Origin of the sequence: Hyphomicrobium sp. (assembly GCF_035687085.1) — a bacterium.
Lineage (GTDB): Bacteria > Pseudomonadota > Alphaproteobacteria > Rhizobiales > Hyphomicrobiaceae > Hyphomicrobium_B.
This window is the reverse complement of the sequence record NZ_DASRYS010000011.1, coordinates 84763-109707: the sequence shown is the minus strand read 5'-3', so window position 1 is coordinate 109707 and position 24945 is coordinate 84763. Positions and strand designations below refer to the sequence as shown.

The 24945-nt window shown below is 62.2% G+C and carries 22 protein-coding genes; all 22 read left to right on the top strand.

Features of this window, described 5'->3' with window-relative positions; translation table 11 throughout:
- The first annotated feature begins 3 nt into the window (after window positions 1-3).
- The 22 genes from VFG26_RS09045 (at window position 4) to lpxA (ending at window position 24942) form a co-directional block, all read left to right on the top strand.
- Window positions 4-777, top strand: coding sequence for a biotin--[acetyl-CoA-carboxylase] ligase (locus tag VFG26_RS09045; RefSeq protein ID WP_325024456.1), 774 nt, complete (start codon window positions 4-6; stop codon window positions 775-777).
- The gene (locus VFG26_RS09040; RefSeq protein WP_325024454.1) at window positions 774-2486 is read left to right on the top strand and encodes a ribonuclease J; all 1713 of its coding nucleotides are present in this window, start codon (window positions 774-776) and stop codon (window positions 2484-2486) included. Before VFG26_RS09045 ends, VFG26_RS09040 begins: the two co-directional genes overlap by 4 nt.
- A gap of 49 nt (window positions 2487-2535) precedes the next feature.
- Entirely contained in the window at window positions 2536-2940 is a 405-nt protein-coding gene (gene mce, locus VFG26_RS09035) for a methylmalonyl-CoA epimerase (protein WP_325024452.1), read from the top strand.
- Window positions 2941-2979: 39 nt separating this feature from the next.
- Window positions 2980-3204, top strand: coding sequence for a DUF1467 family protein (locus tag VFG26_RS09030; RefSeq protein ID WP_325024450.1), 225 nt, complete (start codon window positions 2980-2982; stop codon window positions 3202-3204).
- Window positions 3205-3462: 258 nt separating this feature from the next.
- The gene (proS, locus tag VFG26_RS09025) at window positions 3463-4995 is read left to right on the top strand and encodes a proline--tRNA ligase (protein ID WP_325024448.1); all 1533 of its coding nucleotides are present in this window, start codon (window positions 3463-3465) and stop codon (window positions 4993-4995) included.
- 181 nt (window positions 4996-5176) lie between these two features.
- A complete protein-coding gene (locus tag VFG26_RS09020; protein ID WP_325024548.1) occupies window positions 5177-6400 on the top strand; it encodes a lipoprotein-releasing ABC transporter permease subunit in 1224 nt (407 codons plus the stop codon).
- Between the two features lie 5 nt (window positions 6401-6405).
- Window positions 6406-7116 (top strand): ABC transporter ATP-binding protein, encoded by a 711-nt coding sequence (locus VFG26_RS09015; protein WP_325024446.1) that lies wholly within the window; start codon window positions 6406-6408, stop codon window positions 7114-7116.
- Window positions 7117-7206: 90 nt separating this feature from the next.
- Window positions 7207-10752: a DNA polymerase III subunit alpha gene (gene dnaE, locus VFG26_RS09010; protein WP_325024444.1), complete on the top strand. Its 3546-nt coding sequence runs from the start codon at window positions 7207-7209 to the stop codon at window positions 10750-10752.
- A gap of 135 nt (window positions 10753-10887) precedes the next feature.
- Complete coding sequence (locus VFG26_RS09005) at window positions 10888-11133, top strand: hypothetical protein (protein ID WP_325024442.1); 246 nt, start codon at window positions 10888-10890, stop codon at window positions 11131-11133.
- A gap of 104 nt (window positions 11134-11237) precedes the next feature.
- Window positions 11238-11582 (top strand): hypothetical protein, encoded by a 345-nt coding sequence (locus VFG26_RS09000; RefSeq protein WP_325024440.1) that lies wholly within the window; start codon window positions 11238-11240, stop codon window positions 11580-11582.
- Window positions 11583-11955: 373 nt separating this feature from the next.
- Window positions 11956-12945 (top strand): 30S ribosomal protein S2, encoded by a 990-nt coding sequence (locus tag VFG26_RS08995; protein WP_325024439.1) that lies wholly within the window; start codon window positions 11956-11958, stop codon window positions 12943-12945.
- Window positions 12946-13053: 108 nt separating this feature from the next.
- Entirely contained in the window at window positions 13054-13977 is a 924-nt protein-coding gene (tsf, locus tag VFG26_RS08990; RefSeq protein WP_325024437.1) for a translation elongation factor Ts, read from the top strand.
- Window positions 13978-14128: 151 nt separating this feature from the next.
- The gene (pyrH, locus tag VFG26_RS08985; protein ID WP_414653274.1) at window positions 14129-14860 is read left to right on the top strand and encodes a UMP kinase; all 732 of its coding nucleotides are present in this window, start codon (window positions 14129-14131) and stop codon (window positions 14858-14860) included.
- An 82-nt stretch (window positions 14861-14942) separates the two neighbouring features.
- The gene (gene frr, locus VFG26_RS08980) at window positions 14943-15506 is read left to right on the top strand and encodes a ribosome recycling factor (protein WP_325024433.1); all 564 of its coding nucleotides are present in this window, start codon (window positions 14943-14945) and stop codon (window positions 15504-15506) included.
- A 73-nt stretch (window positions 15507-15579) separates the two neighbouring features.
- Window positions 15580-16338: an isoprenyl transferase gene (locus tag VFG26_RS08975; protein WP_325024431.1), complete on the top strand. Its 759-nt coding sequence runs from the start codon at window positions 15580-15582 to the stop codon at window positions 16336-16338.
- Between the two features lie 11 nt (window positions 16339-16349).
- Complete coding sequence (locus tag VFG26_RS08970) at window positions 16350-17222, top strand: phosphatidate cytidylyltransferase (protein ID WP_325024429.1); 873 nt, start codon at window positions 16350-16352, stop codon at window positions 17220-17222.
- A gap of 3 nt (window positions 17223-17225) precedes the next feature.
- The gene (gene dxr, locus VFG26_RS08965) at window positions 17226-18476 is read left to right on the top strand and encodes a 1-deoxy-D-xylulose-5-phosphate reductoisomerase (protein ID WP_414653273.1); all 1251 of its coding nucleotides are present in this window, start codon (window positions 17226-17228) and stop codon (window positions 18474-18476) included.
- 60 nt (window positions 18477-18536) lie between these two features.
- On the top strand, window positions 18537-19679 hold the full coding sequence (gene rseP, locus VFG26_RS08960; protein WP_325024426.1) for an RIP metalloprotease RseP: 1143 nt from the start codon (window positions 18537-18539) through the stop codon (window positions 19677-19679).
- 269 nt (window positions 19680-19948) lie between these two features.
- Window positions 19949-22327 (top strand): outer membrane protein assembly factor BamA, encoded by a 2379-nt coding sequence (bamA, locus tag VFG26_RS08955; protein WP_325024424.1) that lies wholly within the window; start codon window positions 19949-19951, stop codon window positions 22325-22327.
- 187 nt (window positions 22328-22514) lie between these two features.
- Window positions 22515-23576 carry a UDP-3-O-(3-hydroxymyristoyl)glucosamine N-acyltransferase gene (gene lpxD, locus VFG26_RS08950; RefSeq protein ID WP_325024422.1) on the top strand — a complete coding sequence of 354 codons (1062 nt, stop codon included), beginning with the start codon at window positions 22515-22517 and terminating at the stop codon, window positions 23574-23576.
- Between the two features lie 63 nt (window positions 23577-23639).
- Window positions 23640-24143: a 3-hydroxyacyl-ACP dehydratase FabZ gene (gene fabZ / locus VFG26_RS08945; RefSeq protein ID WP_325024419.1), complete on the top strand. Its 504-nt coding sequence runs from the start codon at window positions 23640-23642 to the stop codon at window positions 24141-24143.
- On the top strand, window positions 24136-24942 hold the full coding sequence (gene lpxA, locus VFG26_RS08940; RefSeq protein WP_325024417.1) for an acyl-ACP--UDP-N-acetylglucosamine O-acyltransferase: 807 nt from the start codon (window positions 24136-24138) through the stop codon (window positions 24940-24942). The genes fabZ and lpxA overlap by 8 nt, the downstream gene beginning before the upstream one ends.
- The last annotated feature ends 3 nt before the right edge of the window (window positions 24943-24945 follow it).

The following is a 24945-nucleotide window of genomic DNA, read 5'->3' as shown; positions in this document are numbered from 1 at the left end:
TAGATGAACGGCTCTTCCGTGCCTCGCATCGTCCATCTCCCTGAGACCGGATCGACGAACGCGGACGCCATGCGGCTGGCCCTCTCCGGCGAGGAGCTGCCGCTCTGGGTCTTAGCCGACCGCCAGACCGGCGGCCGGGGCCGCTCCGGCCGGGCCTGGGCTTCGGAACCGGGTAACCTTCACGCCAGCGTCGCCTTCCGGTGCGAGGCGCCGCTGGAGAAGGCGGGCCAATTGTCACTACTCGCTGGAATTGCGGTGATAGACGCCGTTCGGGCCACAATGGACCTTGCGCCCGGAACCGATCTTCGCCTCAAATGGCCGAACGATATTTTGATAGGTCGTGCCAAGGCGGGAGGAATTCTGGTCGAAAGCACGTCCGCTCGTGCAGGCTCCGGCTTTTTAGCGGTTTTAGGTTTTGGCTTGAATTTGATCACCTCTCCCGGCGCGCTCGGCCGTGCCGTAACGGCCCTCGGCCAGTACGGCAAACCTCCAGAGCCGCTCGCTTTCACCGAGACGCTGTCAGAAAAAATCTTCTCTTGGCTTGACAGCTGGCGGGGAGGGGAGGGCTTTTCCGAAATCCGCGAAGCCTGGCTGCAACGCGCAGGCGCCGTTGGCGAGCCCATCGTCATCAATACGGCCGCCGGACCTTTATCTGCAACTTATCAGGGTCTTTCCGAAACGGGCGCTCTGCTGGCAGACGTTGACGGCGAGATCAAAGAAATCAGCTACGGCGACGTCATGCTCGTCAGCCAGGTTGCGGGTGATGAAACGTCATGAGCGATCGCATTTCGCCTTCGCAACGGACGAACTCGCGTCCCGACGAACTCGTGTTTGCCGCCCTGGGCGGGCTCGGCGAGATCGGCATGAATGTCTATCTCTACGGCTTCGGCCCGCCGAAAGCGCGCAAGTGGCTGCTCGTGGATCTCGGCGTCACGTTCCCGCATGAGAGCGAGCCGGGCGCCGATGTCGTGCTGCCCGATCTTCGCTTCATCGTCGCTGAGCGGCAAAACCTCGTTGGCCTCGTTCTGACGCACGCGCACGAAGACCACGTCGGCGCCATCATCGACCTCTGGCCGTCGCTCGAATGCCCGATCTACGCAACGCCCTTCACGGCGGGAATGCTGAAGATCAAAGCCGGCGAGTTCGGCGGCACCATCACGCTGCCGATCAAGGAAGTGCCGCTCGGAGGCCGCTTCGACGCAGGTCCCTTCAACGTCGAATTCGTTTCATTGACGCATTCGATCCCGGAGCCGAACGGGTTGGCCATCCGCACGCCCGCCGGTCTCGTCTTCCACACCGGAGACTGGAAGCTTGATCCGACGCCCGTGGTCGGCAGGCCCCACGATGCAGCGCGGCTCGCCGCGATCGGCGACGAGGGCGTCCTCGCCATCATCGGCGACTCCACGAACGCATTGCGCGAAGGTCGCTCGGCATCGGAATCGGACGTCGCCGCCACGCTGCACAAGATCATTGCCGACGCGCCGCGTTGCGTCGCCGTCACGCTCTTTGCTTCCAACGTCGCCCGTGTCGCCTCTATCATCTCCGCGTGCAATGCGGCCGGCCGCACGCTTGTCGTGGCTGGCCGCGCGCTTCATCGCATCATCGAGGTCGCGATCGAGACCGGCTACCTGCCGCAAGGCTTCACCTACCTAGATCAGCAGCGCTTCTCCGATCTGCCGCGCGACAAAGTCGTCGTCCTTTGCACCGGAAGCCAAGGCGAATCGCGCGCAGCGATGGCGCGTGTCGCCGAGGACGAACATCCCGATATCTCGCTCGACAAGGGCGATCTCGTCATCTTCTCCTCGCGCACCATCCCGGGGAACGAGCGCGCTGTAGCCCGCGTCCAGAACGGCTTGGCGCGATTGGGTGTCGACATCATCACAGACGCGGAGGCCCTCGTGCATGTCACCGGCCATCCGCGCCGTGATGAGCTCAAGGACATGTATTACTGGATCCGTCCGAAGATCGCGGTTCCGATGCACGGCGAGGCGCGCCACCTCAAGGCGCACGGCAGGCTCGCCCGCGAATGCGGCGCCAGCGAAGCCCACGTGATCGGCGACGGCGACGTCCTGAAACTTTGGCCGGGAACGGCCGGCGTCATCGACAAGATCCCGGTCGGGCGGCTTTATCGCGATGGCAATCTGATCGTCCCAGACGTCGAAGGCCCCGTTAAGAGCCGGCGCAAACTATCTTATGTCGGCATCGCCGTCGTCTCGCTCGTGCTGACGCGCCGCGGCGAAATCATCGCCGAGCCAGGCGTTGTGCTCGAAGGCATTCCGGCCGCCGATCGCGACGGGGATTCGATGCGCGAGATTGTGCTCGATGCGATTGACGGCACCCTGCGCTCAATTCCGCCCAAGCGCCGCGCCGATCACGGCATGGTGCAGGACGCGGTGCTGCGGTCCGTGCGCGCTGCCATTAACGAAGCATGGGGCAAGAAGCCGGTTGTCAAAGTGCTGGTGTCCGTGGTGGATGGCAAAACCTGAAGTTCGCCCTTAAAAAGTGGCTCGATTTGCTCCATCGGAGACGGAAAGCATGATTGGACGCCTTAACCACGTCGCCATAGCTGTCAAAGATCTCGCAAAGGCTGCCGCGGTCTACAAAAACGCGCTTGGAGCGCAGGTCGGACCGCCGCTCGCCCAGCCTGAGCATGGTGTCACGGTTGTCTTCATCGAGCTTCCCAACACCAAGATCGAGCTGCTGGAACCGCTGGGCGAAGGCTCGCCGATCGCGAAATTCCTGGAAAAGTCCCCCGACGGCGGCATCCATCATGTATGCTACGAAGTCGAAGACATCATCGCCGCGCGCGACCAGCTGAAAGGCCAGGGCGCCCGCGTTCTGGGCGACGGCACACCGAAGATTGGCGCGCACGGTAAGCCCGTGCTGTTCCTCCATCCGAAGGATTTCTGCGGCACGCTCGTCGAACTCGAGCAGGTCTGAAGCAGACCCGGCGCAGCTTGAAGAATTGAGGTCAGTGCAATGCGTACGTCAGTAGCTTTGGCAACGTTCTTCTGCCTGTGGTTCATCACGCTCTTCGCCGTGCTGCCCTTCTTCGCGAAAACGCAGGACGAGGCTGGTGAGATCGTTCCCGGCACGTCCGAAAGCGCTCCGCACAAAATGAACGTCTTCAAGCTTTTCTGGGTGAATACGCTTGTCTGCGGGGTCACCTTCGCCGGCGTCTATGCCGTGATCGCCAATCTCTGAGATCTGCTCGCGCGTTACCCACAGCCGAATGCCGCAAAGGTGCTTGGCCAAGCGAGCAAAGCCCCCGGACGGGCGGCTTTGCGCCGTTGCAACGCCAGCATGAAAAGGCTATTCGGCTGGGGCTCAATTCCTGATTTCGTAGAGACTTAAGGCGCGGCTCGCCCGCGCGGATTTAACGAGCGAGCCCGCAATGCGCATCACAGACGTCTTCCCCTGCCGCCCCGATTTCTCGCGCCATGCCGCGCCGGAGGCCGCACGATGAGCAAGCGCGCCCTCTCCGTCACCCGCGAACAGAATTTCCCCGAGTGGTACCAAGCGATTGTGCGCGACGGCGACATGGCCGAGACGAGCCCCGTCCGCGGCTGCATGATCATCAAGCCGTGGGGCTGGGGCGTCTGGGAACGCATCCAGGCCGAGCTCGACGCCCGCATCAAGGATACGGGTCACGAGAACTGCTATTTCCCGCTTTTCATCCCGATGAGCTTCCTCGCCAAAGAGGCCGAGCACGTCGAAGGCTTTGCCAAGGAAATGGCGGTCGTCACGCACCATCGTTTGAAGAACGAGGGTGGCAAGCTGGTGGTCGATCCCGACGCCAAGCTCGAAGAGCCGCTGATCGTTCGCCCGACGTCCGAGACGATCATCGGCGACGCCTTCCAGCGCTGGGTGAAGAGCTATCGCGATCTGCCGCTGCTGATCAATCAGTGGGCGAATGTCGTGCGCTGGGAAATGCGTACGCGTCTCTTTCTGCGGACGGCGGAATTTCTCTGGCAGGAAGGCCACACCGCCCACGCCGATCGCGAAGATGCGGTCGCCGAAACGCTGAAGATGCTCGAAGTCTACCGCACCTTCGCTGAGAACGTGCTGGCGATGCCGGTCATCGCGGGCGAGAAGCCGGCGAACGAGCGCTTCCCCGGCGCCGACAACACCTATTCGATCGAAGCAATGATGCAGGATGGTAAGGCCCTTCAGGCGGGGACCTCGCATTACCTCGGCACGCATTTCGCGGAAGCGCAGAACATCCAGTTCCAGAACGCCAAGGGCGAACTGACCTTCTGCCATACGACGAGCTGGGGCGTCTCCACGCGTCTTATCGGCGGCGTGATCATGACCCACGGCGATGACGACGGCTTGCGTCTGCCGCCGGCAATCGCGCCGCGTCAGATCGTGCTCGTTCCGATGCTGCGCGAAAAGCCGGAAGACGCCGAACTCATCGAATATTGCGCGTCGCTCGAGAAAGAACTGAAGGCTGCAGGCATCCGCACGCTCGTCGACGTGAAGCCCATCAAGTCGGCCGAAAAACGTTGGAACTGGGTCCGCCGTGGCGCGCCCGTCATCGTCGAAATCGGTGGCCGCGATGCGAGCGGCGGCAACGTCACCTTCATGCGCCGCGACCGCCTGCGCGACGGCGACAAGGTCGTCTCGCAGACGATGCCGCGCGCCGACTTCGTTGCAGGTGCTTCCGCGCTCCTCGCCGACATCCAGGCGAACCTCTACAACGAGGCGAAGGCGCGGCTTGATTCCAACATCATCACCAGCATCAAATCGTTCGAGGAACTCGAAGCCTACTTCGGCCCGGGCGAGGGGGACGAAGAGGCGGGCGCCTTCAAGGGCTGGGTGCGTGTGGCATGGTCGCGTCCTGAAGGGGCAGCACTCGAGAGCATTGCGGACCGGCTGAAGGCACTGAAGTTGACCATCCGCAATGCCCCGCTCGAACAGGAGAAGGCCGCAGAAGCCTGCTTCTTCACCGGGGAACCGGCGAAGGAGTACGTGCTCATCGCACGGGCATACTAAATCGGCTGAAATGCGGTCCCGTGGCCTTAACTGCGACACAGGGAGCTGCGATTCGGCGCGCGATTGGGGTAACGGGGGTGAGGCCACGATGACTGTTTCAGGGCACAGTGAAGCCTCGGCTGGGTTGGGCGGCGAACGCACGGCGTCCGGCAGCACGGCACCATTCTCCGCTTTCGAGTGGATGATCGCGGGACGCTATCTGCGCGCGCGGCGCAAGGAAGGCTTCATCTCGGTCATCGCCGGGTTCTCGTTCCTTGGCATCATGCTGGGCGTCGCGACGCTCATCATCGTCATGGCCGTGATGAACGGCTTCCGCCACGACCTCTTCTCCAAGATCATGGGCCTCAACGGCCACGTCATCGTCCAGAAACTCGGCGATCCGTTCACGGACTACAGCGAGGTCTCAGACGAGATTTCGAAAGTGCCAGGCGTCGTCATTGCCATGCCGGTCATCGAAGGCCAGGTAATGGTCTCCTCCAACACTCAGGCGCTGGGCGGCCTCGTGCGCGGCGTCAGAGAAAGCGATCTCAAATCGCTGAAGCTCGTATCGGGTAACATCCGCGCCGGCACGCTCGATGGCTTTGACCAGCAGACGGGCATCGCGATGGGCGTGCGGCTTGCCAATCAGCTGCGCGTCGGCCTCGGCGATACCGTGACGCTCGTCTCACCGCGCGGAGCAGCAACGCCGTTCGGCAACGCGCCCCGGTCCAAGGCGTATCAGATCACCTCGATCTTCGAATTGGGCATGTCCGAATACGACCGCATGATGATCTTCATGCCGCTGCCGGAAGCGCAGAAATATTTCTCGAAGAACGGCGAGGTCGACGTCGTCGAAGTCGTCGTCGATGATCCCGAAGCGGTCGATCACTACAACAGTGCCATCCGCGATGCCATCGGTCCTTCGATCACCATCAACGACTGGCGCCAGCGCAACGAGACGTTCTTCAACGTGCTCGCCGTTGAGCGGAACGTGATGTTCATCATTCTTTCGCTCATCGTGCTCGTCGCCGCATTGAACATCATCTCTGGCCTGATGATGCTCGTGAAGGACAAGGGCCGCGACATCGCCATCCTGCGAACGATGGGCGCTACCAAAGGCGCGGTGATGCGAATATTCCTGATCACCGGCGCCTCCATCGGCGTCGTCGGTACGCTCGCGGGCCTCGTCCTCGGCATCGTCTTCTGCTGGAATATCGAGACCATCAAGAACTTCGTCTCGTGGGTCTCAGGCACCACGATCTTCGATCCGAGCGTCTACTATCTGACGAAGCTGCCCGCTGAGATCGATGTTCACGAGACAGGCGGCATCGTTCTGATGGCGCTCCTGCTCTCCGTGCTGGCGACGCTCTATCCATCCTGGAAAGCGTCGAAGCTCGATCCCGTCGAAGCGTTGCGGTACGAGTGAGATCCATGGACACCACATCCGTTTCGCCGATTTTGCAGCTCGAGAACGTCACGCGCTCCTTCCGCCAGGGCGAAAAGGAGATCGTGGTTCTGCAGGGCGTCGATGCCGTGCTCTGGCCCGGCCAAGCCGTGGCGCTCGTAGGCCCATCCGGCGCCGGTAAATCGACGCTGCTCCACATCACGGGGCTGCTTGAATCTCCGACCAGCGGCCGCGTCGTCATCAACGGCCGCGACTGTGCCACGCTGGCGGAAGCCGAGCGCACGAAACTGCGGCGCAAGGAAATCGGCTTCGTCTATCAGTTCCACCAGCTGCTGCCGGAATTCAGCGCGCTCGAAAACGTCGTCATTCCGCAGCTCATCATGGGGACGAGCCGGAAGGCCGCCGAGGCGCACGCGCACAAGCTTCTGGCGAGCGTCGGCCTGGCCGGACGCGAACGCCATCGCCCTGCCGAACTGTCGGGCGGCGAACAGCAGCGCACCGCGATCTGCCGTGGCCTTGCCAACAGCCCGAGGCTTCTGCTCGCCGACGAGCCGACAGGCAACCTCGATCCTCATACGTCGGAGCATGTCTTCCGCCAGCTGATCGATGTTATTCGCGGGCAAGGCGTGGCCGCGCTGATCGCGACGCACAACATGGAACTCGCAGCCCGGATGGACCGCGTTCTGCAGGTTCATGAAGGCCGTCTCGTCGAAATCTCCCTGGCGCACGTCCGCTGAACGTTTCTGCTTCGCCACGGCTTGTGCTCGCACTTGTGCGCATCGGATCGTTTGGCTTGCGGCGGCCCGTCGCCTACATAACCTAGCGATATGGCACACCCGATTCGGCTACCCGCACGAAACCCGAAGTTCGTCCACCTCAAGGTGCATTCGGCTTACTCGCTGCTCGAAGGCGCGCTGCCGATTGCGAAGCTCGCCAAGCTTGCGACCGCGATGAACCTGCCCGCGCTCGGGCTGACCGATACGAACAATCTCTTCGGCGCGCTCGAATTTTCCGAGAAGCTCTGGGGCGCGGGTGTTCAGCCCATTTCGGGCACGACGCTCGATATCGACTTCGGCGACAATCGCGACAACGGCACCATCGCGCTCAAGGCCATGAGCAACGAGCCGCGCGTGAAGCCCGCGGGCAAGCTCGCGCTGCTTGCGATGAACGCTGAGGGTTTCGCCAACCTCATGCGCCTTTCGAAAGCGCTGAACTTCGAGTCGGCCGCAGACGAGCCTTTGCACGTCAAGATCGCGCGGTTGGAGGAGCTGTCGGGCGGCCTCATCGCGCTGACGGGCGGTCCGCAAGGCCCGATTGATGCGGCGCTCCGCGATGGCCAGCACGAGTTGGCAGTCGAGCGGTTAAAGACGCTGGAGAAGATTTTCGGGGATCGCCTCTATATCGAGCTGCAGCGCCACGGGCTTCCTGAAGAAGCAGAGGTCGAACCGCAGCTGCTTGAACTCGCCTACGCGCGCAGTCTGCCCATCGTCGCAACGAACGAATGCTATTTCGCCGTGCGCGGGGATTATGAGGCGCACGACGCGCTGCTCTGCATCGCCGACGGCCGCTACGTCGTCGAAGACAATCGCCGCCGCGCCAGCCCCGAGCACTACCTGAAGAGCGAAGACGAGATGGCGGCGCTCTTTGCCGACCTTCCCGAGGCGCTCGAAAACACCATCGAAATCGCCATTCGCTGCGCGTACCGGCCCGAAGGCCGCAAGCCCATTCTGCCGCGCTTCGTCGCCGGCGACGCCAATCTGAGCGACGCGGAAAACCTCGCCCTCGAAGCGGCCGAGCTGAAGCGGCAGGCGATCGAGGGACTGAAGCGCCGCCTCGATGCGCACGGGCCCGCGCAAGGCTTCACGGTCGAGGACTACGATAAGCGCCTCGCCTACGAGGTGGACGTCATCACACAGATGAAGTTCCCCGGCTACTTCCTCATCGTCGCCGACTTCATCAAATGGTCGAAGGCGAATGGCGTGCCGGTCGGTCCGGGCCGTGGTTCGGGTGCGGGCTCGCTCGTCGCTTACGCGCTCACGATTACGGATCTCGATCCGCTGCGCTTCGGCCTGCTGTTCGAACGCTTTCTCAATCCCGAACGCGTCTCGATGCCGGACTTCGACATCGACTTCTGCCAGGAAAAGCGCGATCGCGTGATCGACTACGTGCAGAAGAAGTACGGTGACGATCGCGTCGCGCAGATCATCACGCACGGTAAGCTGCAGGCGCGCGCCGTGTTGCGCGACGTCGGCCGCGTTCTGCAAATGCCATACGGTCAGGTCGATCGGCTGTGCAAGCTCGTGCCGAACAATCCCGCCAATCCGGTTACGCTGCGAGAGGCGATCGACGGCGAGCCCAAGCTGCAGGAAGAACGCGACAGCGAGCCGATCGTCGCCCGCCTGCTCGAAATCGCTGAGAAGCTCGAAGGTCTCTATCGCCACGCCTCGACGCACGCCGCCGGTATGGTGATTGGCGACCGGCCGCTCGAAGAGCTCGTGCCGCTTTATCGCGATCCGAAATCGCACTTCCCGATCACGCAATACAACTGGAAAATGGTCGAGGCGGCGGGCCTCGTGAAGTTCGACTTCCTTGGCTTGAAGACGCTGACGGTTCTCGCCAAGGCAGTGGAATTGATCAAGCGCGGCCGCGGCATCGATATCGATCTGGCGGCGCTCCCGCTCGACGATAAGCCCGCCTACGAGATGCTCGCCAAGGCCGACACGGCCGGCGTGTTCCAGCTCGAAAGTACGGGCATGCGGGAAAGCTTGAAGCGGCTGAAACCCGACCGCTTCGAAGACATCATCGCTATGGTGGCGCTCTATCGCCCCGGTCCGATGGACAACATCCCGACCTACATCAACCGCAAGCACGGCGAAGAGCCGGTCGACTGCCTCCATCCGATGCTCGAAGGCATTTTGAAGGAAACCTACGGCGTCATCATCTATCAGGAGCAGGTCATTCAGATCGCTCAGGTGATGGGCGGCTATACGCTCGGCCAAGCTGACTTGCTGCGCCGCGCGATGGGTAAGAAAGACAAGGCCGAAATGGCCAAGCAGCAAGCGCGCTTCGTCGAAGGCGCGCTCGCCAATGGCGTCAAGAAAGAAGACGCAATCTACATCTTCGAATTGGTCGATAAGTTCGCGGGCTACGGCTTCAACAAATCGCACGCGGCGGCCTATGCCCTCGTCAGCTATCACACGGCCTATTTAAAGGCGAATTTCCGCGAGGAATTCTTCGCCGCGTCAATGACGCTCGATATGGGCAATACCGACAAGCTCGCGATGTTTGCATCGGAAGCCCGAAAGTCCGGCATCAGAATGCTGCCACCGTGCGTCAATCAATCGGGCGTCGATTTCGGCGTCGAGCCGCCCTCAGGCAATTTCAAGACGGGCGCCATCCGCTATTCGCTTGCGGCGTTGAAGAATATCGGCGCCGGTGCCGTCGAAGCGATCGTCAGCGAGCGGACGGCGGGCGGTCTCTATAGCTCGCTGGGCGATTTCGCAGCTCGCGTCGATGCCAAGGCACTGAACAAACGCGCCGTCGAAACGATGGCCAAGGCCGGCGCATTCGATGGGCTGAATTCCAATCGCGCGCTCGTCGCCGCCAATGCCGATACAATTCTTGCGTCCGCGCAGCGGCGAACCGCCGACGCGGCGCAAGGCATTTCCGATCTTTTTGGCTCCGCTGGAAAGCCAGCCGATCTTGTGCTCCGCGCAACGCCCTCGTGGACGAGCATGGAGAAGCTGTCGGCCGAGTTCGAAGCCATCGGCTTCTACCTCTCTGGCCATCCGCTCGATCAGTATGACCGCGTGCTCGGAAAGCTCGGTGTAAAGAAGGTCGGCGAATTCGAAGCGCTCGTCATGCGCGGCGCTAGCGCGGGCCGCCTCGCCGGTATCGTCATCGCAGCGCGCGAACGGCGCTCCCAGAAGGGCAACAAGTTCGCGTTCGCAACATTTTCTGACGCGACCGGCCAGTTCGAGGCGATCATCTTCTCCGACACCTTGGCCGCGAGCCGTCATCTGCTCGAGCCCGGAACGCCCGTGATCGTCTCGGTGGAAGCCGAGCGCGACGGCGAAACAATGAAGCTGCGTGTGCAATCCATTGAAGAATTGGACAAAGCCGCCGCCGCGGTCCCGCGCAATCTCAAGTTGGTTCTCGATCGAAAGTCCGTTGTCGCAAAGGCGGCGCCGGTTTCCGACGTCGGCAAATTCCTGAAACCCAATGCGCGCGGCGGGGAAATTCGCATTGTCCTTGCACTGGATGATCGAAATCGGGAAATGGAATTTCTATTACCGGGCCGATACGATGTTTCTCCGCGTGAAGCGCTTCGCATAGAGGCACTGCCAATCGTCTCGGAAATCATCGAGATTTAAAACCGGCGGTTGCGGATCGGCGGCTGATTCTCCACGCATCAAATTTTTATTGTCATCACCGACGGCTTTTTCTCGCGATAGACGTTATGGCTGCAGACGTGAGAGACGCGTCTGATTTTCGATAGGAGCCTATCCATGAAAAAGAGCTTGATCGCTGCAGCAGTCCTCGCAGCCGTCACCCTCGGCGCTGCCGGCGGTGCAAATGCCGGAATTGCCGGTGCCGGCCTCAACGGCATTGGTGCTCACGCTGATAAAACCGTGGCTGAACAGGCCGGTTACAAGAAGCACCGTCACCACAAGCGCTTCCATCGCCACCACCGTCACGGCAAGAAGTGGATCTGCCGCTATCGTCACGGTCATCGTCACTGCTTCTGGCGCTAAGCGCCTGCAAACCGGGTGAAGGTAGCGCTCCAGCGCTGCCTTCTTCTGACACAGTTTGCGTCCATAGCTCCGCTCCTTTGAGCTAGCCAAATAAGAGGCACAACATGTCCAAATTCTACGCCGCTCTGGTCGTCGGTTTGCTGCTCGCTCCGGGCGCTCACGCTGCTGACAAAAAATTGAGCGCGGCTGAAATCAAGACCAATCTCGAGGCAGTGGCGTCCGATCCCGCGAAGGTCAAAGCCTATTGCGCAATGTCGAAGAAGATGGACGAGATCGGCGACGACGAGAAGAAAGCTGAAGCCGCTGGCGATGAAATCGACGGCTACTTCGAAACCTTGGGCGATGATTTCGCTGATGCTTGGGACTCGGCTGAGGAAGCCGCCGACAATTCGCCTGAAGCTAAAGCCATGGACGAGGCTCTCTCAACGCTCGACAGCAAGTGCCAATAAGTACGCGCACGATGCCGCTGGACCCTGCCTGAGGGTCGAGAACCAAATCTCGAATAAATCTCGGAAAAATCTGAAACGCACTGCGGGCCGAACTAAAGCACGGCAGCCGCGGTGCGTTTTCTGTTCTTCAGTGAATGTTAGGGGCAGGGGGGAAAGCCGCCGGCCGAGCGCCTGGGGCGATCTAACCTCGTCTACGGGTTGCACAATATCCCGATCCCCCGTATATAGCCGCCATCTCACACGCGAGACGCTCGCGCAATGCGGATGAAAAGCCCCGCATCGCGCTCCGGTGGAGATCAGCTAAGCTTTTGAAATGGCTGGCGGATTTCTTCTCAAGTCTCGCGGAGGTCTAACCGGAAAAGGAAAGATTACGATGGCACTTCCTGCCTTCAACATGCGTCAGCTATTGGAAGCTGGCGTTCACTTCGGCCACCAGGCTCACCGCTGGAACCCCAAGATGGCACCGTTCATCTATGGGTCGCGCAACAAAATCCACATTCTCGACCTCACGCAGACCGTGCCGCTGTTGCACCAGGCTCTGCTCAAGGTCTCCGACACGGTCGCCGGCGGCGGCCGCGTGCTCTTCGTCGCCACGAAGCGTCAGGCTTCCGACGGCATCGCTGAAGCTGCAAAGCGCAGCGCCCAGTACTTCATCAACCACCGTTGGCTCGGCGGCACGCTGACCAACTGGAAGACCGTTTCGCAGTCGATCCGCCGTCTGCGCCAGCTCGATGAGATCCTTGCCGATCCGCAGGGCCGCACGAAGAAGGAAGTCCTGAACCTCACGCGCGAGCGCGACAAGCTCAACCAGTCGCTCGGCGGCATCAAGGACATGGGCGGCACGCCCGACCTCCTCGTCGTCATCGACACGAACAAGGAAGCGATCGCGATCCAGGAAGCGCGCAAGCTCGGCATCCCGATCGTTGCGATCGTCGATACCAACTGCGATCCCGACGGCATCGATTACCCGGTTCCGGGCAACGACGACGCCGGTCGCGCGATCACGCTCTATTGCGATCTGATGGCACGCGCCGCTCTCGATGGTCTCGAGCGCTCGCAGGGTGCTTCGGGCGTTGACATCGGTGCCTCCGAGACGCCGCCTGCTGAAGATCTGCCGAAGGTCGTCTTCAAGGGCATCGAAGCGCCGCGTGGCGAAGCCGATGACCTGAAGCGCATCGCCGGCATCAACGCCAAGGTCGAGCAGCGCCTCAACGACGCTGGCGTCTACCACTTCTGGCAGATCGCCGATCTCACGCCCGACTACGCTGAGTCGCTCGATCGCCAGCTGAAGCTCAAGGGCCAGATCGCCAAGGAAGACTGGGTCGCCCAGGCCAAGAAGCTCGTCGAAGCAGCCGCCGTTTGATCGGCAGAGGCGGCGCTCGGGCATTGAACTGAGCGCTGCCACGCACGACTGTGAATGAACTGATATGAGGCGCCCGTCGTGGCGCCTCGAACCTCATAGGTGACACAAATGACGACGATCACCGCTGCAGATGTAAAGAAGCTGCGCGACATGACCGGCGCCGGCATGATGGATTGCAAAACGGCGCTGACGGAAACCAACGGTGACATCGAAGCCGCTGTCGACTGGCTCCGCAAGAAGGGCCTGTCGAAGGCTGCCAAGAAGTCGGGCCGCGTCGCCGCCGACGGCCTCATCGGCATCGTCGCGAAAGGCCGCGAAGGCGCCGTCGTCGAGGTGAACTCGGAAACCGACTTCGTTGCCCGCAACGAGCAGTTCCAGACGCTCGTCCGCGAGATCACGTCGCTTGCTCCGGCCGCGAAGGGCGACCTCAAGGCGCTTTTGGCTGCAACCTATCCCGGCAGCAAGAACACGGTCGAGACGACGATCCAGGAAGCCGTCGCAACGATCGGCGAGAACATGACCGTTCGCCGGACCGCGGCTCTCGCCGTCAAGGAAGGCGTCGTCGCCGACTACGTCCATAACCGCGTGGCTGACGGCCTCGGCAAGATCGGCGTGCTCGTCGCGCTCGAAAGCGCCGGTGATGAGCCTTCGCTGTTCGAACTCGCACGCATGATCGCGATGCACGTTGCAGCCGCGAGCCCCGTCGCACTCGACATCTCCGACGTGCCCGCCGAAGTCATCGAACGCGAGAAGGCCATTCTCGCCGACAAGAACCAGGGCAAGAAGCCCGACGTTCTCGAGAAGATCATCGCCGGTGGCGTCAAAGCGTTCGCCAAGGAGAACTGCCTGCTCGAGCAGCAGTACATCCACGACACCGGCAAGACGGTCGCGCAGGCCGTCAAGGAAGCCGAAGGCAAGGTTGGCGCCCCGATCAAGGTCGCAGGCTTCATCCGCTACGCTCTCGGCGAAGGCATCGACAAGAAGGAAGAGGACTTCGGCGAGGAAGTCCGCAAGCTCGCGAGCGGCAGCTAAGCTTCACGCCCGGCCATGCGGCCAAAGCGGCGTGGACCGGAGGCGCTGGCCGGAATCGCCAGAGCGGGTTAGGTATCAGCCGGCCGGTCCTCGCGACCGGCCGGTTTTTTCTTCGCCAATTTAGATTGTCGTGCTGATGGGAGTGATGCGGATGCCTGGAGCTCAGGGTCTCAAGTACAAGCGGCTACTGGTGAAGCTCTCGGGCGAAGCTTTGATGGGCTCCCAACCCTACGGCATCGACATGTCGGTCGCTGACCGGCTTTCAAACGACATCGCCGGCGCAGTCGCGGAGGGGGCCGAAATTGCGGTGGTCGTCGGCGGCGGCAACATCTTCCGCGGCTTGAGCGGTGCGGCCAAGGGCATGGATCGCGCGACGGCCGACTACATGGGCATGCTGGCCACGGTGATGAATGCACTCGCGCTGCAGAATTCGCTCGAACATCGTGGCGTCCAGGCACGCGTTCTGTCGGCCATTCCGATGCCGACCGTCTGCGAGAGCTACGTCCGGCCGAAGGCCCTCTCATACCTTGGCCGCGGCAACGTCGTCATCTTCGCTGCCGGTACCGGCAACCCATTCTTCACGACCGATACGGCAGCCGTCCTGCGCGGCATCGAGATGAACTGCGACGCCGTACTGAAGGCGACACAAGTCGACGGCGTCTACTCGGCGGATCCCAAGAAGCACAAAAACGCGGTCCGCTACGACACGCTGACGTATTCGGAAGTTTTGGCCAATGATCTCAAAGTGATGGATGGCGCGGCCATTGCCCTTGCCCGCGATAACGGACTTCCGCTAATTGTGGTCTCGATCGAAGAACCGGGAAATCTCTTGAAAGCTCTGCGCGGAGAAGCTCGCCAGACTCTTATCGAGGGAGCCGGCTGAAAGCCGCTGAAAGCCCGTCGTCGCGCCACTCGCTTTGCGGCGGCGATGATTTGGGGCTTCGCGCGCTTGGAGGAACAGGAAAATGGCACTAGCAGTCCACGACATCAAAGAAATCGAAAAGCGCATGCGCGCTTCCATCGACGCCCTGAAGCGCGAGTTCTCCGGCCTTCGCACCGGCCGCGCCAGCGCCAACCTTCTCGATCCTGTCCAGGTCATGGTCTACGGCTCGCGTATGCCGCTGAATCAGGTCGCAACGGTTTCAGTCCCTGAGCCGCGCATGATCACGGTTCAGGTCTGGGACCGCAGCAACGTGATCGCCGTTGATAAGGCGATCCGCGAAGCCAACCTCGGTTTGAACCCCATCACCGACGGCCAGATCCTCCGTCTCCCGATCCCGGCGCTGACGGCCGACCGCAGACAGGAGCTGGTCAAACTCGCTCACAAGTACGCCGAGCAGGCCAAGGTTTCGGTCCGCAACGTGCGCCGCGATGCCATGGATCTTCTCAAGAAGCTTGAGAAAGACGGCAAAATGAGCCAGGACGACCATCGGGGCAATTCCGAGAAGGTCCAGGAGTTGACAGATCGCCTCATCAAGGAGATCGACTCCACTCTGGTCACAAAAGAAGCGGAAATTCAGAAGGTTTGATGGGCTGGCCCTTTTCGGGGGCAGGACGTCAAAACATCAATTTTGAGATCTTGAGCCCAGGGGCCATTCGACAGTGGCGGCAGCAGCGAAGCCTACCGACGACCGATCGGCAGTCCTGGTCCCGCCGCGCCACGTCGCTATAATCATGGACGGTAACGGCCGGTGGGCCCGCGAACGGGGCCTGCCGCGCGCGCTCGGCCACCGCCAGGGCGTGGAGGCTGTCCGCCGCGCCGTCCGCGCCGCGATCGAGCTGAAGATCACATATCTGACGATCTTCAGCTTCTCGTCCGAGAACTGGAAGCGCCCGGTCGAAGAGATTGATGATCTCATGGGCCTGATGAAGCGATTCATCCGCCGCGATCTCGCCGAGCTGCACGAAGCCGGCGTCTGCATCCGCGTGATCGGCCAGCGTCAACACGTCGACAGTGAGCTGACGACGCTGATCGACGAAGCCGTCGAGCTGACGCGCAACAACGATGTTTTGACGCTCGTCATCGCCTTCAACTACGGCTCGCGGTCGGAAATCGCAGGCGCCGCCCGCAAGCTCGCCGAAGAGGTAGCGGCAGGCACGCTGGCGCCGTCCGACATCACGGTCGAACGCATCGCCAACGCGCTCGATACCTCCGGCATCCCCGATCCGGACCTGCTGATCCGCACGTCCGGCGAGATGCGCCTGTCGAACTTCCTGCTCTGGCAGACCGCCTATTCCGAGTTCGTTTTTCTCGATTGCTATTGGCCGGACTTCGACAAGGCCGCATTTGAAGTGGCCATAGACGAATTCCGCTCGCGTGAACGCCGCTTCGGCGGCCTCACCAAACGCTCGACCGCTTGAGGGCAAGACCAATGCCGCCCGAAGGTCCAGACGATCAGCGGCCGCCTCTCGGAGGCGCGCTCGATTTCATTCCGCAAGAGCTGAGGCTGCGCATCGCCTCGGGCTCCGCCATCGCCGTTGTCGCCCTGGCCATGCTCTACTGGAGCCCCGCGGCCTTCATCGTGCTGACGTTTCTCGTCGCCGTGGCAATGACATGGGAGTGGGGACACATCGTCCGGGATGAGATGCCCGACCCTGCGTTCGTTGCGCACGCCGCCGTAGTGCTCATCGCCACGGTCCTGGTGCTGAATGATATGCCGGGATGGGGCGTCGCCGCCGCCATCGCCGGTGCCGCCGCCGTTGCCGCTCTTTCAGCGAACTCGGGCCGCGCGCAACTGTCGGCCGCGGGCGTCCTTTATACGGCTCTGCCTGTGGTGGCGCTGGGCTGGCTTCGCTCGGACGAGCCCTTGGGATTTCTCGCGACGCTCTACGTCGTGCTGGCCGTCGCGGTGACCGATATCGCAGCCTACTTCAGCGGCCGCACCATTGGCGGCCCGAAGCTCTGGCCGGCCGTCTCACCGAACAAGACGTGGTCGGGCCTGATCGGCGGTGTGACTGCAGCAGCACTGGCCGGCCTGCTTTTCGCGCTTTTCACGGGGAGCGGCAGCCCCGGATGGCTCGCAAGCCTCGGTCTTGCCATAGGATTGGTTGCCCAATGCGGTGACTTGGCCGAATCAGCGCTGAAGCGGCACTTCGGATTGAAAGACTCAGGCGGCTTGATACCCGGCCACGGCGGGTTCATGGATCGCATGGATGGCCTCGTAACGGCGAGCATCCTGGCCGCCCTGGTCGCTTTCAGCATCGATGCATTTGCGCCCGCTCGCGCACTTCTCTACGGGTCATAACGAATGGCAGTGACAGCAAGCGTTCCTTCTCGGTCGACTGGGCGAGGCTTGGCCGCGCGCCCCGGGCCGGCGGACGCGTCACGGCCGATGCGCCTGACCGTGCTGGGCGCCACGGGTTCGATCGGAACGAGCACGCTCGATCTCGTCTCGCGCACGCCTGACCGCTTTGAGATCGTCGCGGTGACGGCGCAGTCCAACGCCATCGAACTTGCCGCCATCGCGCGCCGGCATAAGGCCAAGCTTGCGGTCATCGGCGATGAAAGCCGCTTGGGCGAGCTGAAGGAAGCCCTTTCCGGAACCGGCATCCGGGCCGCGGGAGGAGAGGCCGCTCTCGTCGAAGCCGCGCTCGAGCCCGCAGATTGCGTCATGGCGGCGATCGTCGGCGCAGCCGGGCTGAGACCCACGTTTGCAGCGGCGTCCCAGGGGGCCCGCGTGGCGCTCGCCAACAAGGAATGCCTCGTCTCCGCCGGGCACGTCTTCACGGCCGAGGTCGCCCGCGCAGGCGCCGAACTGCTGCCCGTCGACAGCGAACATTCGGCAGCTTTCCAGGCTCTGGCCGGCGCCGACCCGGCCTCCATCGAGAAAATCGTGCTGACCGCCTCCGGGGGCCCGTTCCGCACCTGGACCTACAAGCAAATTGAGGCCGCGACGCCCGAACAGGCGCTGAAACATCCCAACTGGTCGATGGGCGCCAAAATCACGATCGACAGCGCCAGCATGATGAACAAGGGCCTGGAGCTTATCGAGGCCTTCCACCTCTTCCCCGTCACCGTCGATGCGCTCGACTGCATCGTCCACCCTCAATCGATCGTCCATTGCCTCGTGAGCTACGTGGACGGCTCCGTCCTCGCCCAATTGGCGCCGCCCGACATGCGCACGCCCATCGCCGTCGCGCTCGCCTGGCCTGACCGGATGGTCGCACCGACCGAGAAGCTGGACCTTGCCCGACTCGCCACGCTGACGTTCGAGGAGGCCGATGAGACCCGCTTCCCCGCCCTCCGCGTCGCCCGGGCGGCGATGCGGCGAGGCGACACGGCCCCGGCCGTGCTGAACGCCGCCAACGAGGTGGCGGTCAAAGCCTTCCTCGAACGGCGCATCAAATTCCTGGATATGGCCGCCCTCGTGGAGGAAACCCTTGATGCGGCAGAGCGGCAGGGCGCGATTTGCCCCGCAGAAACCCTGGACGATATACTGGCAGTGGACGCTCGGGCTCGCTATCTCTCGGAAGAGAAACTCGGTAGTTATAGTTACTAGAGCCGCACGCGTTCAGCGGTCGGATTTTTCGCTGTTCAGTCAGCACACGAAGGATTTCAAATGGACTTCTTGACGTCGGTCGCGGGTGGGATCTGGCAATACGGGATCATGTTCCTGCTCGTGCTGACGCTCGTCGTGTTCATCCACGAGCTCGGGCATTTTCTCGTGGCGCGCTGGTGCGGCGTCACCGTCAAGGCCTTTTCGATCGGCTTTGGCCCTGAAATCTTTGGGTTTTACGACAAGCACGGCACGCGCTGGCGCTTCGCCTGGATCCCGCTCGGCGGCTACGTCAAGTTCATCGACGATGAGAATGCGGCTTCGTTTGGCGGCGAGAAGAAGCTGGCGCCGGAGCATCAGGCGGGGTCGTTCCACGGCAAGTCCGTGAGCAAGCGCGCCGCGGTCGTCGCCGCCGGTCCGATCGCCAACTTTTTGCTCGCCATCGTGATTTACGCCGGGCTCAACGCCACGGTCGGCGTGCACATTCTGCCGCCGCTCGTCGATGCCGTCATTGCCAACTCGCCTGCCGATAAGGCTGGCTTCAAGCCCGGCGACATGATCCTCGCCATCAACGGCAACAACATCTCGAAATTCGATGACCTGCAGCGGATCGTCGGCTCCAGCGCCGGCGAGGAACTCAAGTTCAAGGTCGAGCGCGGCGGCGAGACGATTGTGCTCAACGCGACGCCAAGCATCGATGAGCAGAAGGACGCCATGGGCCGGACGTTCCGGCGCGGCCTGATCGGCATCCAGCGCGCGATCTCTCCCGACAAGGTCAAGACCGTTGAGGTGAGCCTGCCTGAAGCGATCGCGCTTGGCGTGTCCGAGACTTATGTCAATCTGGCTCAGACGGTGGCCGGACTTCGCGACATCATCACCGGCCGCCAGTCGGCCGAGCAGATGGGCGGGCCCGTCATGATGGCGGAAGTGACGGCGAAGGTCGCCCAGCTCGGCATAGAACCCATGCTCCGCTGGATTGCCTTTATTTCGGCCAACATCGGATTTCTAAATTTGCTGCCGATCCCGGTTCTCGATGGCGGACACCTTATGTTCTACGCCTTCGAAGCCGTTCGCCGGAAACCCGCCAGTGAGCGCCTTCAGCAGATGGGCTTTCAGGTGGGCTTAGCGCTCTTGATGATGTTGATGGTTTTCGTGAATTTCAACGACATTTTGAACGTTTGGCGGCGTTTGACAGGTACGGGCTGAGGTCATGCCGAATCCCGTGTGAGTGACGTAAACTTACCACTTTCCGGAGGCTTTCTGAATCGTTAAAAGCGGTATGGTGCGCAGCAGGTTAGGAGTTCGAATCGGGGGGCCGAAGCGAAGTTCCAACACCCGCTGCAGGGGACCTAAGAGCCTTCAAGACCATAAGAAACGACTAAAACGACTATAAGAAACGACGCATGAGTGTGACGCTGCCGCCGACAGCTCGCATGTGAATTGGGGGTCGGCGGCACACGGGGGCAATTCCGCGTATGCAGAGATTTAGGATCATCTTGGCGGGACTGCGCCTGCTTCTGGCGCTTCTAGTCCTCTCGCCGGTGGTCGCCATGGGTGACGCAGCTTGGGTTTCAGGCCCAGCTTCCGCTCAAGGCGTGATCAAAAACATCGAGGTCGTCGGAAACCGGCGCGTCGAACCTGAAACTGTACGCTCGTACCTGCAGTTCGGGGCGGGTGATCCCTACAATGCCGCCAAGATCGACGAGTCGATCAAAGCCCTCTTTGGAACCGGCCTCTTCGCCGACGTCTCCATGGACTACAAGGGCTCGACCGTAGTCATCACGGTCAAAGAAAATCCGGTCATCAATCAGGTCGCCTTCGAGGGCAACAGCGAGGTCGATACGGCCACGCTCACCGGCGAAGTCCAGTTGAAGCCGCGTTCGGTCTTCACGCGCGCCAAGGCTCAGGCCGACGTGCAGCGCATTCTCGACGTCTACCGCCGGCAGGGCCGCTTCGCCGCCAGCGTCGAGCCGAAAATCATTCAGCTCGAGCAGGACCGCGTCAACCTCGTCTTCGAAATCGACGAAGGCCAGGCGACGAAGGTCAAGGGCATCAACTTCGTGGGCAACCACGCGTTCTCCGACAGCCAGCTTCGCGACATTATCTCGACCACGCAGGCCGGCTGGTTCGACTTCCTCAAGGGCACGTCGATCTACGATCCCGATCGTATGAACCTCGATCGCGAACTCATCCGCCAGTACTACCTCAAGAACGGCTATCCGGACGCGACCGTCACGGCGGCGAACGCCGAAATCGATCCCGATGGTTCGGGCTTCCTCATCACCTTCGCGGTGGACGAGGGCCAGCCCTACACCTTCGGCGCGGTCAACGTCGAAAGCTCGCTGCCCGGCATCGATGGCAGCACGCTCTCGGACAATCTGCTGACACAGCCCGGCACGACGTACGACGCTTCGCAGATCGACAAGACGACTGAGAAGCTGACGCTCGATATCGCCGACCAGGGTTATGCCTTCGCCCGTGTCCGCCCGCGTCCGATCCCGGATGCCGCGAGCCGCACGATCGGCATCACCTACGTCGTCGACGAAGGTCCGCGCGTTTACATCGAGCGCATCAACATCATCGGCAACACGCGCACGAAGGACTTCGTGATCCGCCGCGAATTCCGTCTGGCGGAAGGCGACGCCTTCAACACGCTGATGGTCGATCGCGCCAAGAAGCGTCTGCAGTCGCTCGGTCTCTTCAAGAACGTCGATATCAAGCGCCGTCCGGGCTCCGCGCCTGACCGTATCGTCCTCGACGTCCAGGTCGAAGAGCAGTCGACGGGCGAACTCTCCTTCGGTGCCGGCTACTCGACGAGTGAAGGCGTCATCGGCGACGTGTCGATCACCGAGCGCAACCTGTTCGGTAACGGCCAGTTCGTTCGCTTGAAGCTCGCCGGTTCGTTCGAGCGTATGCAGGTGGACTTCTCGTTCACCGAGCCGCGCTTCCTCGACCGCAACCTGTCGGCCGGCTTCGACCTCTTCTTCAAGGAAATCGACTACTCGTCGGAATCGGGCTTCGATCAGCGGAAGATGGGCGGCCAGGTCCGTCTCGGCTTCCCGATCGCCGAGAGCATGTGGATGCAGACGGCGTACTCGATCTCTCGTGACGAGATCTTCAACGTCGGAAACAACGCCTCGGCAGCCATTAAGGAAGCTTGCGGCGCGACCGACTTCACAGCGGGCACTACCCCGAATTGCCGGGACAGCGGTTATTGGACCTCGCTCGTCGGCACCACGATCAGCTACGACAAGCGCAACCATCCGACCAACCCGAACAAGGGTTACTACATCGAAGTCGCCAACGACTTCGCCGGTCTCGGTGGTGACGCTCAGTACTGGCGTGTGAACGCGGAAGGCCGCTTCTACTACCCGATCACCGACAAGATCACCTTCGTCGGCCGCGCCATCGGCGGCGTGATCCAGGGCTGGGGTGGTGAGGACGTCCGACTGCTCGACGCCTTCTTCAAGGGTGGCGAGACGGTTCGCGGTTTCGACCGCTCGGGCTACGGTCCGCGTGACATCACCGGCAACCATGACGCGCTCGGCGGCCAGAAGTACTGGGCGGCAACGGCTGAAGTTCGCTTCCCGATCCCGATGGTGCCTGACGACCTCGGCATCAGTGCCGCCGTCTTCGCCGACGCCGGCTCGCTGTGGGACGCAACAGGCGGCGCCAGAGAGGTTCTTACCAATGGCCAGCTCGCAGACAGCAACTCGGTCCGTTCGTCGGTCGGCGGCAGCTTGATGTGGAACTCGCCGGTTGGTCCGCTGCGGATGGACTTCGCAAAGGTCCTGACCAAAGAGTCCTACGACGAGACGCAGTTCTTCCGCTTCGGCGCTCAGACGAAGTTCTAAGCCTGAGCCAAACGGCCTCGCGGTCTGATAATTCAAAGAGCGGCGTCACAAGCGCCGCTCTTTTCTTGTGATTACTTGGGGCGAGCGTTGGCGATCGCCGTCAAGGACTTGCAAACATCCCTCCGGTCGTTCATTCAACGCATTCAAAAATCGACAATCTGAACGAAGGCGGCCGGAGGCAGCGTTAATGGAGCATCCCGGATTCTTTGAGCGCGCCGGGCCTTTTGCACTCTCTGAAGTGGCGGCAGCGGCCCAGGCGGAAATCGCAGCCGGCGCCGACGCGGCCTTGATGATCGAGGACGTGCGCCCGTTGCACGAAGCGGGGCCGTCGCACATCTCCTTCATCGACAATCGCAAATATCTGCCGCAGCTCGACGCTACGAAGGCCGGTGCCTGCCTCGTCGTCCCCGCGCTGGTGGACCGCGTGCCCGCCGGCACGATCGCGCTCGTCACCCGGCAGCCCTATCACGGCTTCGCCCGTGCGCTGGCGCTGTTCTATCCGGCTGCCATGCAGCCCATGGTGGCCTCCGCAGGCGCGCCGCCGATCGATCCCTCAGCCAAGCTTGAAGAGGGCGTGATCATCGAGCCGGGCGCCATCATCGGCCCTGAGGCGCAAATCGGCGCCGGAACCCGCATTGCCGCCGGTGCCGTGGTCGGTGCGCGTGTCACCATCGGCCGCGGCTGCTTCATCGGTCCTTTGGCAACTGTGACCCATGCGCTCGTGGGCGACCGCGTCATCATCCATTCCGGCGTCCGCATCGGTCAGGACGGATTCGGCTTCGCCATGGGCCGGACGGGACACCTCAAAGTGCCGCAGATCGGCCGCGTCATCGTTCAAGACGATGTGGAGATCGGCGCAAATACAACCATCGATCGCGGCGCCCTTAAGGATACGATTATCGGTGAGGGCACCAAAATTGATAATCTCGTCCAGATCGGGCACAACGTCGTCATCGGTCGCCACTGCGTGATCGTGTCGATGACCGGCATTTCAGGCTCGACCGAGCTGGGCGACTTCGTCGTCATGGGCGGTCAATCCGGAACAGTCGGTCACATCAAGATCGGCAGCGGCGCGCAAATTGCCGGGGCTTCGCATCCGACGCACGATGTGCCGGCCGGCGCGCGTTACTTCGGCACCCCGGCGAAACCCCTGCGTGAATCCGCACGTGAACAAGCCATGATCAAGCGGCTCGTCGCGCGCGATAAAGGCAGTTATGAGGACGGGACGCCGGAACCCGATCAAGGGTGAGAGCCTGAAGAAGGCTGAGAGCGGCTCGTTCGTTCGAGTATAATTTTTTTGGAGCACACGACTATGGAAGGCAAGGCAACGGCGGGCAAGACTCTCGGCACCGCGGACATTCACCGCGTGATGAAGCTGCTGCCGCATCGCTACCCGTTCCTCCTTGTCGATCGCATGTACGACATGGACGGGGACGAAAGCTGCGTTGGCGTCAAGAACGTCACGATCAACGAGCCCTTCTTCCAGGGTCACTTCCCGCAGTTCCCGGTGATGCCGGGCGTACTGATCATCGAAGGCCTCGCACAGACGGCGGGCGCGCTCTGCGTCTCCAGCATCGGCCAGGACTACAAGGCTGACCTCGTGTACTTCATGGGCATCGACAACGCCAAGTTCCGCAAGCCCGTCTTGCCCGGCGATCAGCTGCATTATCACGTGCGCAAGGTCCGCAACCGCGGCCGCGTCTGGCGCTTCAAGGGCGAGGCGAAGGTCGACGGCAAGACGGTCGCCGAAGCTGAAATCAGCGCCATGCTGGCCGACAGTGCCGACGCGCGCGCCTTTGCGAGCCAAAATGGCTGAAGTGGAAGTTCATCCGACGGCAATCGTCGAAGACGGAGCGAAGCTCGGGGCCGGCGTGAAGGTCGGGCCCTTCTGCATCGTCGGCCGCGACGTCACGCTCGGCGAGCGCGTGGAGCTTGTGAGCCACGTGGTCGTCGCCGGAACGACGGCGATCGGCGCCGGCACGCGCATCTTTCCGTTCGCCTCCATCGGCCACCAGCCGCAGGACCTGAAATACAAAGGCGAGCCGTGCTCGCTGACCATCGGCTCGGATTGCATCATCCGCGAAGGCGTGACGATGAATCCGGGCACCGCTGGCGGCGGCTCGGTCACGGTCGTGGGCGACGGCTGCGCCTTCCTGGCGAACAGCCATGTGGGTCACGACTGCCACGTCGGCAACGGCGTGATCTTCTCCAACAACGTCATGCTGGCCGGGCATTGCAACGTTGGTGACTTCGCGATCATCGGCGGCGGCGCGGCCGTCATTCAGTATGCGCGCGTCGGCCATCACGCCTTCGTCGGCGGCATGTCGGGCTTGGAGAACGATCTGATCCCGTACGGCATGGCGCTCGGCAACCGCGCCTACCTTTCGGGCCTGAACATCGTCGGCCTGCAGCGGCGCGGTTTTTCGCGCAACGACATCCACGATCTGCGCCGCGCTTACCGGCTGCTGTTTGCCGCTGAAGGCACGCTGATCGAACGCATGGACGACGTCGCGGAAGAATTTGCGGGCCACGCCTCGGTGGAGGAAATCCTGGCGTTCATCCGCAAGGGCGGCAAGCGTTCGCTGTGCACGCCCAAGAACGGCGTCGAGAGCTGAAAC